Annotated in this window: 20 protein-coding genes; 12 read left to right on the top strand and 8 right to left on the bottom strand. The window is 68.8% G+C overall.

The genetic code is table 11. The annotated features are described in order from the left end of the window. Positions 1-89: 89 nt before the first annotated feature. From AC5W7N_RS27080 to AC5W7N_RS27055, 6 genes are all read left to right on the top strand, one after another. Entirely contained in the window at positions 90-1,478 is a 1,389-nt protein-coding gene (locus tag AC5W7N_RS27080; protein WP_495922535.1) for a M20/M25/M40 family metallo-hydrolase, read from the top strand. Further along, positions 1,475-3,043 (top strand): YfcC family protein, encoded by a 1,569-nt coding sequence (locus AC5W7N_RS27075; RefSeq protein ID WP_195021667.1) that lies wholly within the window; start codon positions 1,475-1,477, stop codon positions 3,041-3,043. The genes AC5W7N_RS27080 and AC5W7N_RS27075 overlap by 4 nt, the downstream gene beginning before the upstream one ends. 122 nt (positions 3,044-3,165) lie before the next feature. Continuing rightward, positions 3,166-3,648: a cation:proton antiporter regulatory subunit gene (locus AC5W7N_RS27070; RefSeq protein ID WP_163812838.1), complete on the top strand. Its 483-nt coding sequence runs from the start codon at positions 3,166-3,168 to the stop codon at positions 3,646-3,648. A gap of 9 nt (positions 3,649-3,657) precedes the next feature. Beyond that, complete coding sequence (locus AC5W7N_RS27065; protein WP_195021668.1) at positions 3,658-4,848, top strand: cation:proton antiporter; 1,191 nt, start codon at positions 3,658-3,660, stop codon at positions 4,846-4,848. Between the two features lie 83 nt (positions 4,849-4,931). After that, positions 4,932-5,714 (top strand): ESX secretion-associated protein EspG, encoded by a 783-nt coding sequence (locus AC5W7N_RS27060; RefSeq protein ID WP_495922534.1) that lies wholly within the window; start codon positions 4,932-4,934, stop codon positions 5,712-5,714. A gap of 202 nt (positions 5,715-5,916) precedes the next feature. After that, the gene (locus AC5W7N_RS27055) at positions 5,917-6,795 is read left to right on the top strand and encodes a VOC family protein (RefSeq protein WP_495922533.1); all 879 of its coding nucleotides are present in this window, start codon (positions 5,917-5,919) and stop codon (positions 6,793-6,795) included. A gap of 131 nt (positions 6,796-6,926) precedes the next feature. On the opposite strand, the gene AC5W7N_RS27050 is transcribed toward AC5W7N_RS27055, so the two are convergent. Next, the gene (locus AC5W7N_RS27050; protein WP_495922531.1) at positions 6,927-7,904 is read right to left on the bottom strand and encodes an Lrp/AsnC family transcriptional regulator; all 978 of its coding nucleotides are present in this window, start codon (positions 7,902-7,904) and stop codon (positions 6,927-6,929) included. A 114-nt stretch (positions 7,905-8,018) separates the two neighbouring features. On the opposite strand from AC5W7N_RS27050, the gene AC5W7N_RS27045 reads away from it, so the two are divergent. Beyond that, positions 8,019-8,558 carry a DoxX family protein gene (locus AC5W7N_RS27045; RefSeq protein ID WP_495922530.1) on the top strand — a complete coding sequence of 180 codons (540 nt, stop codon included), beginning with the start codon at positions 8,019-8,021 and terminating at the stop codon, positions 8,556-8,558. Between the two features lie 7 nt (positions 8,559-8,565). Here the strand turns inward: AC5W7N_RS27045 and AC5W7N_RS27040 are convergent, their stop codons facing one another. Next, positions 8,566-9,696, bottom strand: a complete 1,131-nt coding sequence (locus AC5W7N_RS27040) for a TerD family protein (RefSeq protein ID WP_163812846.1) — start codon at positions 9,694-9,696, stop codon at positions 8,566-8,568. A gap of 211 nt (positions 9,697-9,907) precedes the next feature. On the opposite strand from AC5W7N_RS27040, the gene AC5W7N_RS27035 reads away from it, so the two are divergent. Both AC5W7N_RS27035 and AC5W7N_RS27030 read left to right on the top strand, forming a co-directional pair. Continuing rightward, positions 9,908-11,464 carry a phytoene desaturase family protein gene (locus tag AC5W7N_RS27035; RefSeq protein WP_163812847.1) on the top strand — a complete coding sequence of 519 codons (1,557 nt, stop codon included), beginning with the start codon at positions 9,908-9,910 and terminating at the stop codon, positions 11,462-11,464. Between the two features lie 128 nt (positions 11,465-11,592). After that, the gene (locus AC5W7N_RS27030) at positions 11,593-13,002 is read left to right on the top strand and encodes a three-helix bundle dimerization domain-containing protein (protein ID WP_495922528.1); all 1,410 of its coding nucleotides are present in this window, start codon (positions 11,593-11,595) and stop codon (positions 13,000-13,002) included. Positions 13,003-13,048: 46 nt separating this feature from the next. On the opposite strand, the gene AC5W7N_RS27025 is transcribed toward AC5W7N_RS27030, so the two are convergent. The 4 genes from AC5W7N_RS27025 to AC5W7N_RS27010 form a co-directional block, all read right to left on the bottom strand. Continuing rightward, the gene (locus AC5W7N_RS27025; RefSeq protein ID WP_495924212.1) at positions 13,049-14,113 is read right to left on the bottom strand and encodes a PQQ-dependent sugar dehydrogenase; all 1,065 of its coding nucleotides are present in this window, start codon (positions 14,111-14,113) and stop codon (positions 13,049-13,051) included. Positions 14,114-14,347: 234 nt separating this feature from the next. Further along, positions 14,348-15,697: an MFS transporter gene (locus AC5W7N_RS27020; RefSeq protein ID WP_495922526.1), complete on the bottom strand. Its 1,350-nt coding sequence runs from the start codon at positions 15,695-15,697 to the stop codon at positions 14,348-14,350. 54 nt (positions 15,698-15,751) lie between these two features. Continuing rightward, positions 15,752-16,672 (bottom strand): LLM class F420-dependent oxidoreductase, encoded by a 921-nt coding sequence (locus tag AC5W7N_RS27015; protein ID WP_163812851.1) that lies wholly within the window; start codon positions 16,670-16,672, stop codon positions 15,752-15,754. A 56-nt stretch (positions 16,673-16,728) separates the two neighbouring features. Further along, positions 16,729-16,953 carry a hypothetical protein gene (locus tag AC5W7N_RS27010; RefSeq protein ID WP_014350624.1) on the bottom strand — a complete coding sequence of 75 codons (225 nt, stop codon included), beginning with the start codon at positions 16,951-16,953 and terminating at the stop codon, positions 16,729-16,731. 313 nt (positions 16,954-17,266) lie between these two features. On the opposite strand from AC5W7N_RS27010, the gene AC5W7N_RS27005 reads away from it, so the two are divergent. Beyond that, complete coding sequence (locus AC5W7N_RS27005) at positions 17,267-19,372, top strand: AMP-binding protein (RefSeq protein ID WP_175585846.1); 2,106 nt, start codon at positions 17,267-17,269, stop codon at positions 19,370-19,372. Positions 19,373-19,454: 82 nt separating this feature from the next. Next, a complete protein-coding gene (locus AC5W7N_RS27000; RefSeq protein WP_495922524.1) occupies positions 19,455-20,723 on the top strand; it encodes a metallophosphoesterase in 1,269 nt (422 codons plus the stop codon). Here AC5W7N_RS27000 and AC5W7N_RS26995 read toward each other — a convergent pair. Next, a complete protein-coding gene (locus AC5W7N_RS26995) occupies positions 20,704-21,927 on the bottom strand; it encodes a phthiocerol/phthiodiolone dimycocerosyl transferase family protein (protein ID WP_490725588.1) in 1,224 nt (407 codons plus the stop codon). The two genes, AC5W7N_RS27000 and AC5W7N_RS26995, sit on opposite strands and share 20 nt — an antisense overlap. A gap of 150 nt (positions 21,928-22,077) precedes the next feature. On the opposite strand from AC5W7N_RS26995, the gene AC5W7N_RS26990 reads away from it, so the two are divergent. After that, a complete protein-coding gene (locus AC5W7N_RS26990) occupies positions 22,078-22,860 on the top strand; it encodes a siderophore-interacting protein (RefSeq protein WP_495922522.1) in 783 nt (260 codons plus the stop codon). Here AC5W7N_RS26990 and AC5W7N_RS26985 read toward each other — a convergent pair whose 3' ends face one another. Then, positions 22,861-23,643 (bottom strand): M50 family metallopeptidase, encoded by a 783-nt coding sequence (locus AC5W7N_RS26985; RefSeq protein WP_163812860.1) that lies wholly within the window; start codon positions 23,641-23,643, stop codon positions 22,861-22,863. Positions 23,644-23,663 lie beyond the last annotated feature (20 nt).

The raw sequence follows: 23,663 nt of genomic DNA, 5'->3' as shown, positions 1-23,663 counted from the left end.
GAATTCGGTTCGCGGCAACGATGTTTGTGCAACTATCGAGCAAGCAGATGTAGGCCCACCTGGTACCCAGCGAGTGGCGAGGGAATGCGATGTCCGTGCCTGTGATTCGACCCGTCGGCGAAGTGGAGGACGCAGTCTCCGCCTTGCTGCCCGATTTGAAGTCTGCCCTGAACCGGTTGGTGAGCATCCCGTCGATCGCGTTGGACGGTTACCCCACCGAACCCTTGATGCGCGCCCACGACGCCGTGGTGGAGCTGTTGCGCGACAGCGGGATAACCCAGATCGACGAGCTCACCATTCCGGGCAAGACGGCGCCGGTGGTGATGGCGACCGTTCCCGGGCCGCCCGGCGCGCCGACCGTGCTGTTCTACACCCACTACGACGTCGTCCCCGCCGACGATGTCGAACTCTGGGATTCGCCGCCGTTCGAACCGCAGGAATGTGACGGCGCGATCTACGGCCGCGGTACCGCCGATTCGAAGGCCAATCTGGTCGGCATCATCGGTGCGCTACGGGTTTTCGACGCGCGTCCGCCCGTGACGGTGAAGCTGGTGTTCGAGGGGCAGGAGGAATTCGGCAGCCCGTTCGACTTCTATCCGGCCACTCATCCCGAGCCCTTCCGCGCCGATGCCATGGTGATTGCCGACGTCGGCAATGTGCGCCCGGGCGCGCCGACGCTCACCGTGGCCCTGCGTGGTTCGGCGCAGGTCACCGTCTCGGTGCAGACGCTGAAGGCGGACAAGCACAGCGGCCTCTACGGCGGCGCCGCGCCTGATGCCCGGCTTGCGCTCATCCGCGCGCTCGCCTCGCTGCACGACGATGCCGGCGACGTCGCGGTCGAGGGTCTGCGCCGCGAGGAATGGACCGGAACCTCCTACACCGACCAGGAGTTCCGGGATCTGGCCGAGGTGCTCGAGGGGAAGCCACTGATGGGGACAGGCGGTCTCGGCGAGCGCATCTGGTCCGGCCCGGCGATCACCGTCATCGGGTTCGACGCACCCGCGGTGGAGGGACCGGTCAACGCGGTCGCCGGTTCGGCCCGCGCGGTGCTGAACGTGCGGGTGCACCCGGCCCAGGACGCCGCCGAAGCGCAGGCCGCGGTGATCCGGCATCTACAGGCGCAGCGGCCGTTCGGCCTCGAGGTGACCGCCACCGCGGGCGAGGTCGGCAACGGTTTCGCCGCCGAAACCAGCGGTCCAGGCTTCGAAGCCGCCGAGGCGGCGCTGGGCGCGGCATGGGACGCCGAGGCCGGCGAGATGGCAGGCGGTGGTTCGATTCCGCTGGTCATGGCTCTGCACACCGGGATACCCGAGGCGGAGAAGCTACTGTTCGGCGCCACCGACGGCTACGCCAATATCCACGGACCGAACGAGCGGGTGCTCATCGACGAAATGCGCAGGGCCACCGTGGCCAAGGCGCTGTTCCTGCAGGAGTACGCCGCGAGATACGCGGCCGGTCGATCGGATATCTCGCGATGAGTGAAACGGCACAGACCACCACCGGGCCCGGTGGTAAGCAGCGCACGAAGTTCGAATTCCCCGGCGCCGTCACGGTGTTGGCCATCGTCATGGTGCTGGTGTGGCTGGCGGCGCTGTTCATCCCGGCCGGCGCCTACCGCACCGACCCCGACGGCGCCCCGATCCCCGGGTCCTTCGATCGGGTGGATTCCCCGCTCACCTTCTGGGAGCGAGTTCAGCAGCTGATCCTGGCTCCGGTCAACGGCCTCTACGGCATACAGGACACCGCCAGCGGATTCGTCGACACCGAGAACATGGGCCGGCTGTTCGGGTCGGTGGGTGTCGTGCTGTTCATCATGGCGCTCGGCGCGTTCATCTCCGTCAGCTTCGCCACCCGCAGCCTCGAGGTCGCCGTCGGTGGTCTCGGCGCCAAGCTGCAGGACAAGGGCTGGGTGCTGATCGCCGTCATCATGGTGCTGTTCTCGGTTCTCGGCACCGCCATGGGCTTTTCGGTGGAGACCTTCGGCTTCTACGCCCTGATCATTCCGTTGATGCTGGCGATGGGTTACGACCGCATGGTGGCGGCCGCGACCATCATCGTCGGCGCGCTCACCGGAACGATGGCCTCGACGGTCAATCCGTTCTCGATCGGTGTGGCCTCCGGCGAGGCCGGGGTGTCGATCGGTGACGGCATCGTGCTGCGGTTCGTGCTGTGGGTGGTGCTGACCGCGGTCGCGGTGGTGTTCGTGGTGCGCTACGCCCGGCGCGTGCAGCAGGACAAGTCGCGGTCGCTGGTCGGGTTCGACGGAGACGAGGACGAGGCGGGAACCGAGGCCGCCGACACTCCCCAGGGCGAGGAGCGATTGACCGGCACCCAGAAATGGGTGCTCGCCATCACCGCCTTCACCTTCGGACTGATGATCTTCTCGGTGATCCCGTGGTCGGCCATCTTCGGCGCCACCACCACCCCCGCCGAGTACGACGTCTACCACGAAACCACCACCGAGCCCTACTGGTTCGAACTCAACTGGTGGTTCCCGCAGCTGGCGATGCTGTTCATCATCGCGGCCATCGTGGTCGGTGTGGTGGCCAGGATGGGGGAGAAGGAGATCGTCTCGCTGATCAGCCGTGGCGCGGGCGATATGGTCGGCCCTGCCATCGTGATTCTGCTGGCGCGCGGCGTCTCGGTGATCATGACCAACACCCAGACCCTCGACACCGTGCTCAACGCGATGGAGGAATTGGTCAGCGGTGCGTCGGCCGGGATCTTCGCGATTCTGGTGGTGATCGTCAACATCCCGCTGGCGATCTTGATCCCGTCCTCGTCCGGCCATGCGACGCTGGCGATGCCGCTGCTGGCTCCGCTCGGCGATTTCGCGGGGGTGAGCCGGTCGCTGGTGATCACCGCCTTCCAGATGGGGCACGGTCTGACCATGCTGATCGCACCGACCAATGTGGTGGTCGTCGGCGGACTGGCGATGGCCAAGGTCGGCTATGACAAGTATCTGCGCTTCATCTGGCCGTTGATGCTGATCAACTTCGTCATCGTGTGTGTCGTGATCGCCGGAGCCGCGCTCCTGGAGTGAAACCGGGGTAGACGATGACCTGACCGCCGCCGCCGGCGCTGGTCAGGTCGTTCGTCGTCCCGGCGGCCGAGCGCGTGGGCGGGCCCGGCTCCGTAAGCATTGCGCCCGTTAGGGTTGATGGTGTGAACGTGGATGTGACCCCGCTGCCGGGAATCGGTGTGCGCAAAGATTTTCAGCTGACGGGTGTCCGTCGCCGTATCGGTGTGATCGACCACAAAGACGGCAGTATCGACCTGATCTTCACCAAGGTCGGTGATCCCGATACCACGGTGCAGATCCCGCTGAGCGAGAACGAGGCGGGGGTGCTGGCCAATCTGCTCGGTGCGCCGCAGTTGGTGGCGCAGTTGCGGGAAGAACACCGCGAAATGGTCGGCGTCAACACCCGGCAACTGCCGATCCTGGAGGGTTCGCCGTATGACGGGCGGACGTTGGGCGAGACGGGGATGCGCACCAGGACCAAGTCGTCGATCGTCGCGGTGATGCGGGCCGGTCAGGTGATCCCGTCACCAGGGCCGGATTTCGCGTTGACCGCGGGAGATCTGCTGGTAGTGGTCGGTACCGGTGAGGGGCTCGATGCCGCCGCCCGGATCCTGACCGACGGCTGACCGGTGCAGGTGAGTGCAACCGCGCTGGCTTTGATCCAGTTGGGGGCGGTGTTCTTCGGACTCGGGGTGCTCGGGCGGATCGCGGCGAAGATCGGCATGTCGCCGATTCCGCTGTATCTGATCGGTGGTCTGGTCTTCGGCGAAGGCGGGCTGGTCGAACTCCATGAGGTGGACGAGTTCATTCACCTGGCCAGCGAAATCGGTGTGGTGCTGCTGTTGTTGCTGCTCGGGCTCGAGTACAGCGCTGCGGAATTGGTCACCGGCATGCGCAAATCCTGGCCCGCCGGGCTGCTCGACATCGCGTTGAACGCGACACCGGGCGTGATCGTGGCCCTGCTGCTCGACCTCGGCGCCACCGGCGCCATCGCGATGGCGGGCGTCACCTACATTTCGTCGTCGGGGATCGTCGCCAAAGTGCTCAATGATCTCGGGCGCCTCGGTAACCGGGAAACGCCGGTCGTGCTGTCGATCCTGGTGTTCGAGGACCTGGCCATGGCCGGATACCTGCCGGTGCTGACCGCGGTGCTCGCCGGCGTCGGATTCGTCGCGGGGCTGCAAACCCTCGGTATCGCGTTGATCGCCATTACCGTCGTGCTCGTCGTCGCGCTGCGCTACGGCCGGTACGTCTCCGCGGTGGTGGCCAGCGACGATCGAGAGATCTTCCTGCTCAAGCTGCTCGGAGCCGCGCTCCTGGTGGCGGGAGTCGCCTCCGCGGTGCAGGTGTCGGCGGCGGTCGGCGCGTTCCTGCTCGGCATCGCCATCTCCGATTCCACCGCGCACAATGCCACCAAGATCCTGGAACCGCTGCGGGACCTGTTCGCGGCCATGTTCTTCGTGCTGTTCGGGCTCAGCACCGACCCGGCCAGCATCCCGCCGGTCCTGGGCTGGGCGGTCCTGCTGGCGGTGATCACCACCGCGACCAAGATCGCGACCGGCTGGTGGGCGGCGGCTCGCTCCGGCGCCACCGAACTCGGCCGGGCCCGCGCGGGCGCCGCGCTGGTCGCGCACGGTGAATTCTCCATCGTCATCGCGGGACTTGCGGTCGCCGCGGGCGCGGTGCCCGACGGCTTCGCCGCGCTGGCTACCACCTACGTGCTGCTGATGGCGGTGCTCGGCCCGGTGGCCGCGCGGGTGGTGGAACCGGTGGTCGGGCTCATTACCGGACGGCCCAAGCCGGTCCCGGATCCGGTGGAGGAGTGACGGGGCAGCGGCTACGCGGGACTGTTGCCGCGCCCGGAACCGGGCGGTAGGGTGCGCTGAAGGTCAGCTGGGGAGGTGAGCACATGGCTACCTGGCGGTTCACCGGCCTGGAGTTCGAGATCCTCTGGTCCGCGTACGGCCACGACCGGCTGCCGTACCCGCTGCGCTATCGACCGGTCGCCGACGATTTCGAGGATCTGCGGCGCCAACGCGAGGCCGCCGTCGACGTCCTGCTGGAGAAGTACTACTCCACCGAACTGGTGGATGTGCTCACCCTCCTGCGCGAGCCCGAGGTGCGCATCGAGGTCAAGGGGTACGGCGGCCGGGATATGGCCCGCACCTACCGCTTTCACGGCGCGATGCGCGGAACCGCCGGCGCGACGCTGGTGCAGTTGCCGGGCCCGTCCGCCGATATCGGCGGCGACGTGATCGTCACCAACTGCGCGGCGAACCAGGTGCCCGCGCAGGCCGTCGCCGCCTTGCCGCCCGCGAAGGCGGGCACCCGACCCGCCGTCGAGGTGCGCCGCGCGGACCTGAGCGCCGACCGCTCCCGCTACGTACGCAACGTCGGTGAACTCAGCCTCACCCAGCAATTGGATCGCGTATTCCAGCGGCAACGCCGCTCACTGGGCGAGATCATGATCTTCCCCGGCCCCGCCGTCGACGCCCGCCCGGCCTTTTGCCGCAGCTTCTGGTGGATGGACTACGAGGACGGCCGCTACTACGTGCGCACCGGCGACCCCATCGTCGCCAAACCCGCGGGCCCCACCGCCCTCACCAATGAGATCACCCGGCTGGCCGGGCTCACGCGACGTTTCTACCGCGAGGATCTCGAGCACGACGAGTATCTGCGCGCACATCGCTGATCGATGCCGACGGCGAGCACCGGTGGTCGCACTCGCCTGTGTCGTCCGTAGGTTCCGGTCGTGAGTTGTCGTTCGAGCGGCGGTGAGTACGTTCGACGATGCGGCGTCCGAATCCGTCGCTCGACGGCTCTTCGGTGTCGGATCGAGGCGTCCGTGCCCCGGCGCCGCGACTGCGGACCGGCCCGCTCCGACCATGGTGACCATGGCAAACGACATCACCGGATTCCACCACGTCGGCATCGTCAACCGCGATCTGGACGCCATGGCGGCGCGCTACCGCTCGTTCGGCTTCACCCTCAGCCCACTGTCGCGGCATATGCTCAGCGAGCGCCCCGGCGCGCCGTTGACGGCGGGTTGCACCGCGAATATGTGTGTGCTGTTCGGCGACTCGTATATCGAGCTACTCGGCATCGTCGATGAATCCGCGCCGGATCCCTGGCACACCAAGCAGATGGTGGAGCGGTTCGAAGGGCTGCGGATCCTGAGCCTGGATACCGCCGATGCTGCGGCGACGGATACCAGGCTCGATGCGGCGGGACTGCGGACCTCCGGCGTCCTGGAACTGGAACGTCCCGTCGACACGGAGAACGGTCCCGCGACGCTGCGCGCCCGGTCGGTGCACCTGGATCCGCGCTCGACCGCCGAGGGCTATATCGGTGTCGCACAACACCTCACCCGTGAATACGTTCTCCAGCCGCGCTACCTCGACCACCCCAATGGCGCCCTCGGCCTGGCGGCGGTCGTGATCGTCGCCGAGGACACGCGGCTGGACGCGATCACGCAGCGCTACCGCGACATCCTCGGCACGGAGCCCCGGACCGCCGGACCGGTGACGGTGCTGGAAGGGGGCCGCGCGCGGATCGAGATCGTGCCCGCCTCGGCGGCGGCCCGCGTGCTGCCGGGCGAAACGGCGCCGGCGCCTTCATACATGGCGGCGTTGACCATCCGCGTCGGCGACCCCGATCACGCCCGAAAGTTCTTCGAGGACAGCAGAACTCGAACCCGCACGACCAGCGTGGGGTTCTTCGTCTCCGGTCGCGACGCGTGTGGGGCCGGACTGTTCTTCACACCGGCCTGCTGATCCCGGCGTTCGCGCAGGGTGCGTGGACAGCACCCGCCGTCGCTGGCCTGACCATGCCCGCCGCGACAACGTTGCGGCGGCTCGGGCTCGAGATCGCCGACACCTTCACGATTACGGGTGGGGAACCGACATCACGGGCGATGTGGCGCACGCCCCGGCCACGGGGACGAACTGCCGCGCTTGACGATTCGCGAGACGTCGGCGGTGTCCACCCGGTCGATCCCGGGCAGCCCGCCGACCCGCTCGGCGACGTAGTCGAACAGGGCGCTCGCGTCCCGGCAGACCGCGAAGACCAGCAGGTTGTGGCTGCCGGTGATGGCGCCGATGAACGCGACTTCCGGGTCGGCGGCCAGTGCGCCGGCCACCGCGGTGAGCCGCGCGGGCGACACCGTCAGCCAGAGCAGGCATTGAAAGGTGTAGCCGAGCACGGCCGCATCGATCTCGACGTCGAACCGCACGATATCGGCGCGGCGGAGTTCGTCCACACGCCTGCGCACCGCCGATTCCGACCATCCCGAGGCACCGGCCAGCCTCGGATACGGCACCCGGCCGTCGACGGCGAGCGCTGGAAGCAGCCGCCGATCCAGCTCCGTCAGCGTGACCGGGCCCGAGCGTTCACCCGACGGTGGATCGAGGGCGGCGACCTGATCCGGTGACAGCGCCGAGGTGCGGCCGCGCCACGCCTGCGTCATGAGGTTGCGCAGCAGCCGGTGGGCCTCGACGTCGAGCACGTCGCGGTGCCGGGCCAGTGACTGGATCGGCGCCGGGTGGGCGGGGTCGGTGCGGAACACGCAGACGATCTCGGTGCCGCTGGACAGGATCGTCACCCACGCGGCATCGGGGCTGCGCACCAACATCTGGGTAACCGCCTCCGCCGCATTGGGCCGCACCCGGATCCGCACCACCCATTCGGCGTCGCCGATGCGCCGGCTGTCGACCACACCGGTGACCCGGACCGCGCCGTGCGCGCGCAGCCGGGCATAGCGGCGCGCGGCAGTGCGGTCGGAAATATCGAGGACCTCGGCGATCCGGCTGAACGGGGCCCGCCCGTCCACCTGGAGCGCGTGCACCAAGCCCAAGTCGACGGCATCGAGCGTGACCGAATCCACCACAACACCATAGGCGGATGTCGTAATCCGCCGCATCGTCCGCGCGGCGCTGACGTGGCGCCGGGCGCTCCGCAGGATCGGCAAGGTACCTGCACCAACCCATGCGAGGAAGACATGTTCGAAACCCTCCTGCTCCTGCTCGTGCCGACGCTGGTGTTCCGGCTGCTCGGCCGGTTCGGCGTCACCCGGTTCGCCGGCTGGGCCGTGTGCCTGGCGCACGGGCTGGCGGTGATGCTGCTGTTCACCGGTGTGGCGCACTTCCTGCCCGACAGCGTCGAGGCGATGCCGAGCCATGCCGACCTGACCGCGATGGTGCCGCCCTACCTGCCGTTCGCCGATTTCCTCGTGTACCTGACCGGCGTGCTGGAACTACTGGGCGCCGCGGCGCTGGTGTACCCGCCCACCCGTGCGGCCGCGGGCGTGGGGCTGGCGGTGCTGTTCGTGGTCATGCTCCCGGCGAATGTGCATGCCGCGATGGAATCGGTGCCGCTGAACGGTGATCCCGCGACGCCGCTGTGGTTCCGCATTCCCGAGCAGATCGCGTTCGTCGCCGCCGCGTTCACGGCGGTCGCCGCTGCTCCGGACGGACCGGTCCGGCGAGCGGTTACCGGTGTGGTCCGGCGCCGACAGCCCGGTGCGGCAGTGACCGGATAGCCAGCACTCAGGCGAGGTGATGGGTGAGCTGGTGGACGGCCTCGCCCGGGTGGGTGGCGTAGACGGGTTCGCCGATGGCCTGCATCTTCCAGCCGGTGGCCGCCAGGTACAGCTTGGCCATCACCATGCCGGTGTGCGGGCCGCCGCCGTGCAGGTCCAGATGGGCCAGTTCGGTGCCGGTGCCCGCGTCGACCAGGCGGCAGAAGGCGTTGCGGATGCTGTCGAAGCTGTGGCCGTGGTAGCTGGTGACCACCAGGATCACGGTCGCCACCTGCGGGTGGATCCGGGACAGGTCGACGGTGATGACCTCGTTCTCGCCGCCGCCTTCCCCGGTCATGCTGTCGCCGAGATGACGCACCGCGCCGTCGTTGGAGCTGAGCTGGGCGAAGTAGACGGCGTCGAGCAGGTGATGGTCGCGGTCGAACATCAGCGCGGCGGCGTCGAGGTCGGCGGGGGTGGCGGCACCTCCGGCCAGGGTGTGGCCGGGTACGGGATCCCAGCCGAGGCCGAGCCGCACCATATCGAGGGTGGGTCCGGTGCCGGTGCGCAGGCGCACGACCTGGCCCGGCAGGAGACCGAGCGGGCGGTCCTCGGACAGCACAGTGGCGTCGACCTGCTCACGGGTACCGGGACGGGAACCCACCTGGACGTGGCTCTCGGCCAGCACCGCGGCGAATCCGCCGGCATGACCGCGTCCGACGGCGGTGATGCCCCAGCCCGCGCCGCTGCGTTCGATGTCGATCGTCACCACCGCCGAGACCGCGCCCAATCCGTCGAAGTCGTTGCGATACAGCTCGCCACCCAGGCTGTCGGCGACCGTGACCGCGGGTGCGTCCGCCTCGGCGAAGGTGCGGTGCGGATTGTCCAATGCCAGCACGACCCGAACGGTGGTCGCCGCGTGCGGGATGGACGACAGCTCGACGTGCAGCGTCGGTGCCGGCGCCATGCCGGGACCCGCCAGCCGCAGACCCCGCGCCTCGGACTGGGTGCCGAACACGAAATCGGTCTCGTCATGGATGGCGCCATCGGGCCCGAGCAGAATCGCCGCGAGATGCGCCGGCAGCGCCGACCGCGCGGTGATCACCAGGCTCTCCGCGGCTATCGGCACGAGCTGGTGCTGTCGGAGCCCTTCTGTCACGCGTATCCCCTTCGTCGAGTGCCGGCACACAGGCAGTGCGCCAACGCATTCCGTGCGTCGCTGCACCGTGTGCCGATCGGACCGGTGCGGTCCGACGGTCCCACTGTAGGTGCCGGACTTTCCGGCGCGGCCGATTCGGCGCGAACGCCGGAACCGGCGCGCGGTGCGGTGACGCTTCCCGCGACGCCCTATCCGTGCTATCGAGTGACCCATGACATCGACGCGCTCCGACTATGACGTGGTCATCGTCGGCGGCGGCCACAACGGACTGGTCGCCGCCGCTTATCTGGCCCGAGCGGGCCGTTCGGTGCTGCTGCTCGAACAGGGCGCTCAGGTGGGCGGGGCGGCGGTGTCGGCGCGCGTCTTCCCCGGCGTCGATGTGCGGTTGTCGCGGTACTCGTATCTGGTGAGCCTGCTGCCCCGCCAGATCGTCACCGATCTGGGCCTGCGATTCGAGACCAGGCGACGCCGGATCTCCTCCTATACGCCGGTCGGCGATTCCGGACTGCTGGTCGACACCGGCTCGCAGGCACGCACCAGGGACAGTTTCGCCCGCCTGACCGGTTCGGACCGGGAATTCGAGGCGTGGCAGCGGTTCTACGCGATGACCGGCACCCTCGCGCGGCGGGTCTTCCCGACCCTGACCCGCCCGCTGCCCACCAGGGCGGAACTGCAACGCGCGGTCGATGACCCCCGCACGTGGGAAGCGATTTTCGAGCGCCCGCTCGGTGAAACGATCGAGGCGTGGTTCGCCGACGACACCGTGCGCGGTGTCGTCTTCACCGACGCGCTGATCGGCACCTTCACCCACGCCCACGATTCGAGCCTGCTCCAGAACCGCTGCTTCCTCTACCACGTGATCGGCGGCGGCACCGGCGATTGGGACGTCCCGATCGGCGGAATGGGTGCGCTCACCACGGCATTGGCCACCGCCGCCCGATCCGCGGGTGCGCAGCTACGCACTGACTGCCGAGTGACGGCCATCGACACCGACGGCAACCGTGCCGAGATCCGGTGGGACGGGGGCGCGGTCGGTGCCCGGCATGTGCTGGTGAACGCGGCTCCCGCCGAGCTGGCCCGGTTGCTGGCTGAGCCGGCCGAGCCGCCACCCGAAGGCGCGCAACTGAAGGTGAACATGGTGCTGCGCTCCCTGCCGCGGCTGCGCGATACGGCCGTCGATCCGCGCGACGCATTCGCCGGGACATTCCATGTGGCCGAGTCGTATTCGCAGCTCGAGCACGCCTACACCGAAGCCGCCGCGGGCCGCATCCCGGCGGCCCCGCCCGCCGAGATCTACTGCCACACCCTCACCGACCCCAGCATTCTCGGGTCCGGCGCCGCGGGCCTGCACACCCTCACGCTGTTCGGTGTGCATGCGCCCGCACGACTGTTCGACGACGATCCGACCGCCAAGGACGACCTGGTGGCCGCCACCCTCGCCCAGCTGGACGAGGTCTTCGCCGAACCGATCCGGGACTGCCTGGCCACCGACGCCGACGGGAAACCGTGCCTGGAAGCGAAATCGCCCCTGGACCTCGAGGCCGAGGTCGGCCTTCCCCGCGGCCACATCTTCCACCGCGACCTCGCCTTCCCGTACCTGGCCGACGGCGTCCAGCACGACTATCCGGCCGCCCGGTGGGGTGTAGCCACGGCACACCGCAACGTCCTGCTCTGCGGGGCAGGCGCGCAGCGCGGTGGGGGAGTCAGCGGTATACCCGGTCACAATGCGGCGATGGCGGTGCTGGAAGCCACCAGCGGCGGAAGATAATTCGGTGGGAAGAGGTTTCCTCCTATTATTTCGGCCCGAGTGTCGAGTCTGCGAATATAGCGGTAGGGTTGGCGCCCGTGGCGGCGCCGATGCCGTCCGTTCCGTTGATCCGGCGCCGAGGAGAACAGGTGGAGCTCGATACCGTCCGTGAGGAAAAAGCGATACGGGACTTGGAGAATCGCCTGGTCGACAGCTTGCCAGAGGCCACGCCCGAGCAGGTCGGCAGTGCGGTGCAGAATGCGCACCAACGATTCGACGGACTACCGATCAGGGATTTCGTGCCCATTCTGGTGGAGCGGATCGTGCGCCGCGAACTCGATCCCGAACCGGTCGTGGAAAAGGTCGTCACGCGAATCGAAACCGCGCCGGAGAAATCCGATAACGAAATTGTCGATTCGAATTCCGATTCTCGTCATCTGCCGGAAACCTTGCGTGCCGCGCTGTTCTCGCGTGGACGGCTGGTGCCGGTCCTCGGTGTCGTCGGCGTGCTGGTCGTCGCGGCGGTGGCGGTCGCCGCGGTCCGCGATTCCGATCCTGCTCCGGCCACCGCGGCCGCCGCACCGCTGACGGTGGTGGAAGGCGTGGTCGGTTCGGAGAAAATGGCGTTCTTCGACGACCCACGGGTGGTGGACGCGCTCGCCCAGCACGGCATCGACGTGAATGTGCGGCCCGCCGGTTCCCGGCAGATCGCGACCTCGGTGGAACTCGATAATCTGGATTTCGCCTTTCCATCGAGCCTTCCTGCGGCGGAACGTATTCAGCGTGAAACGGGCGCGAGCCGCCAGTACACGCCGTTCTCGTCTCCGATGGTGATCGCGACCTTCCGGCCCATCGTCGACCTGCTCACCCGCGCGGGTGTGGTGAAGCCCGGCCCGGTGCCGACCTTCGATATGTCGGCCTACCTGGACATGGTCGCCCGCGGCGTGCAATGGGATCAGATCGAGGGCAACACCACCTACCCGGTGCGCAAGAACGTGCTGGTCTCCACCACCGATCCGCGCAGCTCCAACTCCGCCGCCATGTACCTGGCCGTCGCCAGTTATGTCGCCAACGGCGATGCGGTGGTGCGCGGCGGTGCGGCCGAAGCGCATGTGCTGCCGCTGCTTTCGCGGCTGTTCCTGGCCCAGGGCTACACCGAGAACTCCTCCGAGGGCCCGTTCGGCGAGTACCTCGCCGCGGGCATGGGGCCCGCGCCGATGGTGTGGGCGTATGAGGCGCAGTATGTGGCGGCCGCCGTCGACAAGCGGATCACGCCGGAGATGGTGCTGGTGTACCCGTCGCCGACGGTGCTGTCCCGGCACGCGCTGGTGCCGCTGAACGACGACGGCGACCGGGTCGGGCAGCTGCTGTCCACCGACCCGCAATTGCAGGCACTGGCCGCCGAACACGGTTTCCGCACCGGCGATACCGCGAAGTTCACCGCGGTGGCCGAGGCCAACGATGTGCCGGTCGCACGCGACCTCATCGACGTGGTCGACATTCCGGCCTACGAAACGCTCGAGAACCTGCTCAACGGTGTAGCGAACTCCTACAACTGATCGGCAGGTGTTTGTCTCGCCACGTTTCTCGCGGAACCCGGCGCGGTCAGCGCGCCGGGAACCGCACGATCCGGTCGTCGTCGGTGCGGATATCGCCGCGGCCGTCGGTGTTGGAGGTGGTGAGCCACAGCGCACCGTCGGGCGCGACCACCACGGTGCGCAGGCGGCCGTAACCGTCGCGGAAATGATCGGCCGGTGCGCCGGTTCCGGTGGCGGTCACCGGAACGGTCCACAGGCGCTCGCCCCGTAAGGCGGCCGCGTACAGCGTGTTCGCGGTGATGGCGATTCCGGACGGTGAGGCGTCGGTGGTGGACCAGGTCACCAGCGGATCGGTGAATCCGCGGCCCGCGCCGCCGGTGCCTTCGACCTCGGGCCAGCCGTAGTTGCGACCGGGTTCGATCAGGTTGATCTCGTCGACGTCGTTCTGGCCGAACTCGGCGGCGAACAACCGGCCTGTCGAATCCCATGCCAGGCCCTGCACATTGCGGTGGCCGAGCGAGTACACGGGGGAGCCGGGGCGCGGATTGCCGGGTGCCGGGGTGCCGTCCGGGGTGAGGCGCAGGATCTTCCCGTTGGGGCTGCCGGGATCCTGCGATGCGGCGCGCCTGCCCGCATCACCGGTGCCCACATACAGCATGCCGTCCGGCCCGAACGCGATCCGGCCGCCATTGTGGTTGCCCGCCTTGGCGATTCCATCGAACACGACCTGCGGCGCCTCCCCGAACCGGAACCGGACGATGCGGTTGTCCGAGTCGGCGGTGAAATAGGCGTACACGTAACGATCCTCGGTGTATCGCGGCGACACCGCGATCCCGAGCAGCCCGCCCTCACCGCCCGCGACCACCCCCGGCACCTGATAGACCTGCTCGGCGGGCCGCCCCGGCACGACGCGCAGGATCCGTCCGGTGTCGCGCTCGGAGACCAGGGCGGCGCCGTCGGGCAGGAAATCCAGCCCCCACGGCGTCCGTATCCCGCGCACCACCTCTTCGCCCGCGGCCAGATCCGGAGCGCCCGCCGGTCGGCTGACGTCGGTCGTGGACGCGAGCGGCGGTGGTGGGGTGCCGGGCCGGTCGGCGTACTCGTTATCACCGCATGACGCCAGGCCGCACATCAGCAGCAGAGCCGCCGCCCCACGGGTCGCCGTGGTGCGGCACGACCGCACTGGCGGGATGAGTCCGGTCTGATGTACGCGCATGCTGACCTCCGGGTCGGTAGCGGTCCCTTTCGATCGTGCCCGTCGCCGCGCTCCCGGTCGACTACCGACGGGGTCCGCGATCGGTCACCGATGAACACCCGGGCCGCCGAGCCGTCGTCCAGGTCCGGCCGGTGACTCGCCGATCCGGCGTCAGCTGTGCACGGCCTGCCGATCCTCGCCGACCTCGCCGGCCGCGCCGACCCGGTCGCCCCGCATCCCCGGCACCATCCAGAACAGCACATACGTGCAGATCAGGCTCAGCGCACAGATCCCGACGGCGTAGACGCTGACCGCCAGTGACGAGGACCCGGCGGTCCACAACGCGGTGGCGATCATCGGAGCCAGCCCGCCACCGAGGATCACCGACACCTGGACGATCAGCGAGGTGCCGGAGTAGCGGACACCGGGCGGGAACAGCTCGGCCACGATGATGCCGCCCACGCTGTGGCTGACCGGCAGCGCCAGGCCCATGCCGAGCAGCGCCACGTACGCCACCCCGGCATTGCCGGTATTCAGCAGCGGGAAATACACCGCCGACCAGACCACCAGCGCCGCCGTCCCCGCGAGGAACACCCGCGCGGTGCCCACCCGGTCGGCCAGCGCACCCCACAGCGGCATGGTCAGACACCACAGCACCGAGGACACGATCACCCCGGACAGCAGGAAATCCCTGCTGAAGCCGAGCGACTTCGTGCCATAGGTGAGCGTGAAGACCATGAAGATGTAGACCACCGCCGACGTCGCGATCGCCGCGCCGAGGATCAGCAGCAGCCGCACCGGACCCACCCGCAGCGCCTCGCGCAGCGGGAACGCCGCGATCTCCCCGCGCCGCACCAGAGCCGCGTACTGCGCCGATTCGGTGATGGTGAGCCGCACCGCGAGGCCGACCACCACCAGCGTCGCACTCAGCAGGAACGGAATCCGCCAGCCCCAGGACAGGAACGCATCCTCCGGCATCAGCGCGCTGGTACCGAGGAACACCGCGTTGGCCAGCACCAGCCCGGCCGGCGTCCCCATCTGCGGGAAGCTCGCGTAGCGATTGAGCCGCCCACCGGGAGCGTGCTCCATCGAGAACACCACCGCCCCCGCGCCCTCGCCGCCGAGGCCGACGCCCTGGATCAGCCGCAGCACCACCAGCAGCACCGGCGCCCAGAAGCCGATGCTGTCGTAGTTGGGCAGCACGCCGATCAGCGTCGAGCTCACACCCATCAGGATCAGCGAGACCACCAGCGTGGCGCGCCTGCCGATGCGGTCACCGAAGTGCCCGAACAGCAGCCCGCCGAGTGGACGCGCACCGAAACCGACCGCGAACGTGGTGAACGCGGCCAGGGTGCCGGCCGCCGGGCTCATCGACGGAAAGAACTGCTTGCCGAAGATGAGCGCCGACGCGGTGCCGTAGAGCATGAAGTCGTACCACTCGAGGGTGGTGCCCACAAGGGTCGCCGCGGCGACCTTGCGGTGAGTCGGCGCGACGGTCGAGCCGGAGGGTCTTGCGGTCACTACTATCCGTTCAGCCTGCGGCGCAGCCGCGTTCCATGACGAGCCGGGCGGCACTCAGAGCTGGGTTCCCACCTGCTGGGCGATGAGCTCGAGGTGGTCCAGATCGGCGAGGTCGAGAATCTGCAGGTAGATCCGTTCGGCGCCGATCTCGGCGTAGCGGCCGATCTTGTCGGCCACCTCGGCGGGGGAGCCCGCCAGACCATTGGCCTTCAGTTCGTCGACCTCGCGGCCGATCGCGTCGGCCCGGCGCGCGACCTCGGCGTCGCTGCTGCCGACGCACGCTACCAGCGCGCTGGAATAGACCATGTCGTCGGCGGGGCGGCAGCGCTCGGCGACCGCGGCGCGCACCCGCTCGAATTGGGTGGCGGTCTCCTCGAGCGAGGAGAACGGCACATTGAACTCGGAGGCATAGCGGGCCGCCAGGCGCGGCGTCCGCCGCGCGCCCTTGCCGCCGATCAGCACCGGCACCCTGTCCTGCGCGGGTTTGGGCAGCGCGGGGGAATCGGTGAGCTGGTAGTGCGCGCCCTCGAAGCTGAAGGTGTCACCGAGCTTGGTTTCCCAGAGCCCGGTGATGACGGCGAGCTGCTCCTCGAACCGGGCGAACTTGTCGTCGGGGAACGGAATGCCATACGCGGCATGCTCTTCGGCGAACCAGCCGGTACCGAGCCCGAACTCGACCCGGCCACCCGACATCTGGTCCACCTGTGCGACCTGAATGGCCAGCGGTCCGGGCAAACGGAACGTCGCGGCGGTGACCAGGGTGCCGAGGCGGATGCGCTCGGTCTCCCTGGCCAGCCCGGCGAGGGTGATCCAGGCGTCGGTCGGCCCGGGCAAACCGCTGGCATCACCCATCGCGAGATAGTGATCGGATCGGAAGAACGCCCCATAGCCGAGATCTTCGGCGGCCTTGGCGACCCTCAGTAGCGTGTCGTAATCGGCGCCCTGTTGTGGCTCGGTGAAGATACGCAGTTCCATATCGTCATCGTGCCGCACCGGCGGGCGGCGGGCGCGGCCGGCACCGCGCCGGGTGCTCAGCCGCGGCGTTGACCGGCGGTCATCGTGGTGGGCCGGACCCGATCGGCCCAGCCGCAGGGCAGCGAACAGGTGGCCGTCACCCAGGTCTCTTCGTCGCCGTTGTCGAAAATGTGCTTGGTGGTGGCCGCACGTGCGGGATAGCCACAGGCGCCGCATTTGCCGAAGTAGTTGAGGATCTCCTCGGTGTGGGTGATCGCCACGCGGCGATCGGGTTTCGTCATCGCTTCTCCTTTGTCGATGGTCGGCACGTCCAGTGTGCCGAAAATGTGGCTGACGTCACACCGGATTCGGTTGGGAGTTGTCATAGGGCTGGTCGGGCGGGTTTGGGGAAACGGCCAAGCGCGCGATCCGGGATCGGCGCAAAAGCCGTGGTGAACTTCGGGCAACAGGTTTCGGGGGCCCTCGTCGGCGGCTGCGGTGGCGCCGAAAGGTAGTGGTGGGAACCACAACCCCGCTGTATTGTGACTGACGTTACACAGTAGCTACCCGCCGACCCGAGTTGTTCGTTGCGGGCCGACGAGAAGATGTACGCAGTTGGTTACCGACGTCATCGATGTGGTCGCTGAATTGGCGGCAAGCCGGGCAGCCGTATGGGATCTGCTGCTCGACGCGCAAACCTATCCACGAGTGTTCGCGGGCATCGGCGCCGCCGAACGCCTGGACGTGCCCGACCGCAACCCGCTGTTGGAACTGCGAGTCGGCACCCCCGACACCGGCATTCGCATCCACCAGATCCGCGTGGCGATCGGCCGCTGGTACGAGAGCATGGAGCTGCACAGCCCGATGCAGGGCAGTTTCGCCTCGGTCCGGCTGAGCGGGGAGGGGGAGCGCACCCGCGTCTCGGTCACCTACTTCAGCCCTGGACGGATGCATCCGCAGCTGGCGAAGCTGTCCAACGGTGCGATCACCGCGTGGACCGAGGCCGGGCTGCGTCGCATCGAAGACATCGTGCGCGGCGCGCGCACCTCGGTGGTCGTCAATGGGGAGAACTCGCCGGTCCGGCGTCAGGTCGGCGTGCTGCGCCAGGTCATGACCACCGGAGTGGTGAACACCGGACGCCCGGACGTGGCCATGAAACAGCTTCGGTCGCTGAGCAAGTGGGGCTTCAATCTGGCCGGCGGCTACGCCGCGGGTGCGGTCCATTCGCCCGACCGCATCGCGGTGGCCGACGATCGCGGCAGCCGCACCTTCGCCGAGATGCACGCACGCACCAATGCCCTGGCCGGCGCCATGGGATCGCTCGGACTCACCTCCGGCGACGCCATCGGGCTGCTGTCGAACAACCACGCGGGCATGGTGGAAACCATGGTCGCCGCGGGCAAGCTCGGCGTCGATGTGGCCCTGCTCAATTCGGGACTGTCCGGGCGGCGCATCGAAGAGATCGTGCAGCGGCATCGGCTCTCGGCGCTGTTCGTCGACGGTGAACTCGAAGAACTGGTCCGCTACCTGCACACCGACGTCCCGCGCTACAACACCGACGGCAGGCCGCCGGTGCCCGATCGCACCACCATCGACGAACTGATCGCCATGGGGCAGTACGAGTTCCGTCGCCCGAGCCAACCGGGCAGGCTGATCGTGCTCACCTCCGGCACCAGCGGCCGCCCCAAGGGCGCGCGCCGCCCACATCCGAAAGGCTTCGGCACCATCGCCGCGTTGCTGTCGCGGATCCCGCTGGGTATGGACGAGGCCATGCTCATCCCCGCGCCGCTGTTCCACACCTGGGGTCTGGCCGGTCTGCAATTGAGCACCGCGCTGCGTTCCACGGTGGTGCTGCCGGAGAAGTTCGACGCCGAGGACTGTCTGCGCCGGATCGAACAACATCGCGTCGTCACCCTGATCGTGGTGCCGACGATGGTCAAACGCATCATGGATCTTCCGGTGCAGGTGCGCGCGCGATACGACACCTCGAGCCTGCGTCACGTGGTCAGCTGCGGTGCGCCACTGGCAGGGGCCACCGTGCTGCGATTCATGGATCTCTACGGCGACATCCTCTACAACGTCTACGGATCCACCGAGGTGAGCTGGGCGTCGGTGGCCACACCGGAGGATTTGCGCACCTCACCGACCACCGCGGGCAGGCCGCCGCTCGGCACCAAGGTGGCGGTGCTCGGCGAGGATCGCAAACCGGTGCCGATCGGTGCCGCCGGGCGCATCTTCGTCGGCAACCACATGCTCTTCGACGGCTACGTCAACGCCGCACCGCCCGATGAGGCCGACGGCATGCTCGACACCGGTGACCTCGGCTATTTCGATGTCTCCGGTCGGTTGTTCATCGCGGGCCGCGACGACGAGATGATCATCTCCGGCGGCGAGAACGTCTTCCCCCGTCCGGTGGAAGAGGCGCTGTCGCACCTGCCGCAGATCAGCGAGGTCGCCGTGGTCGGCGTCCCCGACGACGAATTCGGCCAGCGGCTCGCGGCCTTCGTGGTCAAACGCGAAGGCGCAGGCCTGGATCCGGACATGATCCGCACCTACATCCGGCACCGGCTCAGCCGATTCTCGGTGCCACGCGACGTCACCTTCCTGAGTGCGCTCCCGCGCGGTGAGACCGGCAAAATCCTCAAGCGCCTGCTGACCGATGCCGGTGGCCCCGGACGCCCGCCTGCGATCGGTGGGCTGGCGCTGCCGGGTTCGATGTAAGCGCGGTAGGTGCCCCTTCGAGCATGCGGCGCCATCGCGTAGGTTCTTCTACGCGAATGCCCGGCATGTTGGAAAGGCGCCAGTGATCGTCGTCTCGGTTCTCATGGGTCTGCTCGCGCTGACGGTGCTCGGTGCGCTGCACTGGTATCTGTGGCGGCGTCTGGTCCGCGATACCACCCGGCCGGGATCGGTGGGCTGGTGGCTCGGCACCGGCGTCATCGTCATCGGGGCGGTGTTGATGGTGGCGGCGCTGGTCGCGCAATTCGCCCGCGCCCCAATGAGTGTCGTGCGAATCGTGTCCTGGCCCGGCTTCCTGTGGGCCGCGCTGGTGATCTATCTGCTGATCGGTGTGCTGATCGGGGAGCTGCTGCGGCCGCTGGTGATGCGCTGGTACGACGGGGTACGCGGCGACGGCGGGGAGCCGGCGGGCGCGGCCGGGCCGGCGTCCGCGGCATCCGCGGTCCCGCAGGCCGCCGTCGAGAGCGGAACGGATGCGGCTGATCCCCTCTCCCGGCGGTTGTTCGTCTCCCGCGTCCTCGGTGGCGCGGTGGTGGCCGCGGCGGTCGGCACCGTCGGGCTCGGCACCTACAACGTGCTCAGCGGACCGGCCGTGAAACGGATGACGGTCCTGCTGCCGAAACTGCCCGCCGGCGCCGACGGATTCCGGATCACCCTGGTCAGCGATCTGCATGTGGGCCCTGCGCTCGGCCGCTCGTTCACCCGGCGGGTGGTCGAGGCCGTCAACGGCACCGACCCGGATCTGATCGCCGTCGCGGGTGACCTCGTCGACGGCAGGGTCGCCGACCTGCGCGCGACGGTCGCGCCGCTGGCCGAGCTGCGCTCGCGCCTCGGTACCTACTACGTCACCGGCAACCACGAGTACTACTCCGGCGCCGACGAATGGGTCGAGCATGTGCAGGAGCTGGGCATGCGGGTGCTGATGAACAGTCGCGTCGAGCTGCCGGGGTTCGACCTGGCCGGCGTCGACGACGTCGAAGGCGAGGCCGAGGGTCGCGGTCCCGATGTGGCGGCGGCGCTGGCGGGCCGGGATGCCACGCGCGCGTGCGTGCTGCTGGCCCACCAGCCGGTCGTCATCCACGATGCCGTCGACCACGGCGTCGACCTGCAACTATCCGGCCACACCCACGGTGGCCAGCTCTTTCCCGGCAACCTGATCGCCGATCTGGCCAATCCGACGCTGGCCGGTCTCGAACGGTACGGCGACACCCAGCTCTACGTCACCCGCGGCGCGGGCGCGTGGGGTCCGCCGGTGCGGGTGGCGGCGCCGTCGGACATCACCGTGCTCGAATTACGCACCGTGCGGGACCGGGTCAACCCGTCGCCTCGTTGAGCAGCGCGCCGATCCGCGCCAGGCGCGGCAACTGCTCTTCGCGGTACGACGGCGGGTGATGGACCTCGACGCTCAGCTGATCATCGAAGGTGCTGATGATGATGGTGCCGCCACCCGGCTGCGGTAATCGTCGCCCGGTGCGGTCGCGTTTGGCGATCATGGTGGAACGAAAATCGGTGATGCGCAGCCCGTCCGGGGCGGCCAGGGGTGGAATGCGGCCCCAGTTGGTGGCGATCACCGTGCCCTGTGGAGTCGGGGGCATCTCGGGGATCTGCAACGGCGTCTGCTGGATGAATCCCGAATCCAGTCCCGCGCGCAAGGCGGCGCCGATACCACGGGCCAACCCCACCAGACCGGGTGCGGTGCCGGGGCCGGCCCGGTAGGAGGTGTAGCCGAGCACGTTGGTCGCCTCGGTGGCCCCCACCGGGGGATTCAGCCGGCGCCGGAGATCGACCGAATACGCGTAATGCAGCTGCTCGACCGGCACGCCGCGGGTCGCGGCTTCGGTGAGCAGCAGCGCCGCCGACACCAGCCCGTGCACGGTGACCCCGGTGCGGTGGCCCAGGTCGACGAGCGCCGCGGTGGCGGTGCGGCTGAGCCGGCATCGGGTGGTGATCAGCGTGGGGTAGGGGTCGTCGGCCGCCGAGGTCGGGACCGAGAGCGCGGGCGGACGCAGCAATGCGTCCGGTACGGCACGTTTGACGATCCCGCGCGCGGTCAGCAGGCCTTCCACCGACGCCGGATACGGCCGTTCCGGCAGCACCGGCGTGCGCCCGGCGGCCGCCTCCCGGTAACAGCGCCACAGCTCGGCGAAGATCGCCAGCGAATGCACGGCGTCGGCGATGCTGTGATGGGTCAGCAGCGTGACGCTCGCGTGCTCGCCGTCGCGCACCACGCACAAAGCGCCCGCTGCCCGCCGCTGATCCGGATCCGCGCCGGTCAGCAACTGCTCGGGCACCCCGTCGGCCACCGTGAGCTCGGGGGCGTCGCCGTCCGGGGCGAGCAGGACGTGACCGAGCTCGTCGACCGGCGCCAGCCGCGCTCCGAGCATCGGATGCGCCCGCAGCACCGCTTCGAAGGCCACCGCGAGCGCACCCGGATCCAGCCGGCCGCGCACCCGCGCCGAATATCCGACGAAAACCTCCGCGAATGCGAAAATTTGCTCACTCGGCGCCAACGGACGCAAAACAGTGGCTGCGGTCATATCAACGCCTTCCCCGGTGACCTGCTGTGAGACTATCCCAAAACCCTGTGGTCGCCGGGAATTTCACGGCCGCGATACAGTCACATCGGGGTCGCTCGACGGCTCGTGTATCGTTCGGTTAGGTAAACCTAACTCGTCGAGGGAGGCTGGATGGCCAGGAAGCGCACGACCTTGACCGTGGTCGGGACCGAGCAGATCGGCCCGCATTTCGTCCGGGTCCATCTCGGCGATCCCGGCTTCGATGATTTCACCCCGATCGAATTCACCGATGCCTACGTCAAACTGCTCTTCGACCGCCCCGACGGCGACGTGGCGCGCACCTACACCGTGCGCTCGGTGGACCCGATCGCCCGCCGCATCGCGATCGATTTCGTGGTGCACGGCGACGAGGGCATCGCGGGCCCGTGGGCGGCGAATGTGACTGTGGGCGAACAGATCACGATGTTCGGTCCGAGTGGCGCGTACGCTCCGCGCGCCGATGCGGACTGGCACCTGCTCGCCGGCGACGAATCGGCGCTGCCCGCCATCTCGGCGGCTGTGGAGGCATTGCCCGACGGCGCGACCGCCAAGGTTTTCGTGGAGGTCGCCGACGCCGCCGACGAGATCGCCTTCGTTTCCAAGGCCCAGCTCGAGGTGCACTGGATCCACCGCGGTGGCGCGGCCCACGAGGTCGGTGAGGACCGGGCAGGCGATAACGCCCCGATCATCGCAGCGGTCCGTGACGCCGAGTGGCTGCCGGGCCGGGCCGGTGTGTTCATTCACGGCGAGGCGCAGGCGGTGATGCACAATCTGCGCCGCTACATCCGCAAGGAACGCAGCGTGCCCGCCGAGTTCGCCTCGATCTCCGGCTATTGGCGGCGCGGCCGCACCGAAGAGAGCTTCCGGGTCTGGAAGCGCGAACTCGCCGCCGCCGAAGCGGGTGACAACGCCTGATCAACCGGCGGGGCAGGCGCCTCCCGATGGCACCGGCAGGCAGATGCCCGCGGTGGCCGACAGCAGCAATCCCGCCCCGAGCGCGAGCGCGCCGAGGCTGATCGCCGCGAACACCAGCACCCACAGCAGCCCTGGCAGTCGGGTCAGGCGCGCGAGCTGGTCGGCGTCGGTGGTCAGCTCGGCCGACCGCCGCCCGGACCGGGTGCGCTGCAATTCGATGACGGGCCGGATGCCTGCGAGCAGCAGCAACCAGGTCGCGAGATAGGCGAACCCGGCCTGCAAGGTGTCCGAGCCGAACCAGGACACACCGAAAACCAGTGCGCCGGTGAGGAATACCGACACGACGCCGTAGACGTTGCGCACCATGATCAGCATCGCGGCCAGCGCGGCGATCGCGATCCACAACATGAGCGTGATCCGATTCGCGCCGAGCAGGGCGGCGAAGCCGAGACCGAGCAATGCCGGAGCCGGATATCCCGCCAGCGCGGTGCAGATCATGCCGAGGCCGTAGGGCTTGCCGCTCGAGACGGTGAGCCCCGAGGTATCCGAGTGCAGGGTGATGCTGGTGAGCCTGCGTCCGGTCAGCAGCGCCACCAGCGCGTGCCCGCCCTCGTGGGCGATCGTCACCACGTTGCGCGTCAGCCGCCACAGCGGCCCGTATCCCACCAGGACCAGCGCCACCGCGGCGGCGCCGAGCACCAACCACGACGGCGGCGCCGCCTGCGTCGTCGTCAGTCGATCCGCGATCGAGCTGCCACGGTCGACCAATTCGGCTGTATCCACCGCCGCACCCTAATCGACGC

This window comes from Nocardia sp. CDC519, from assembly GCF_059509835.1.
This window is presented reverse-complemented; position numbering and strand designations above follow the sequence as displayed.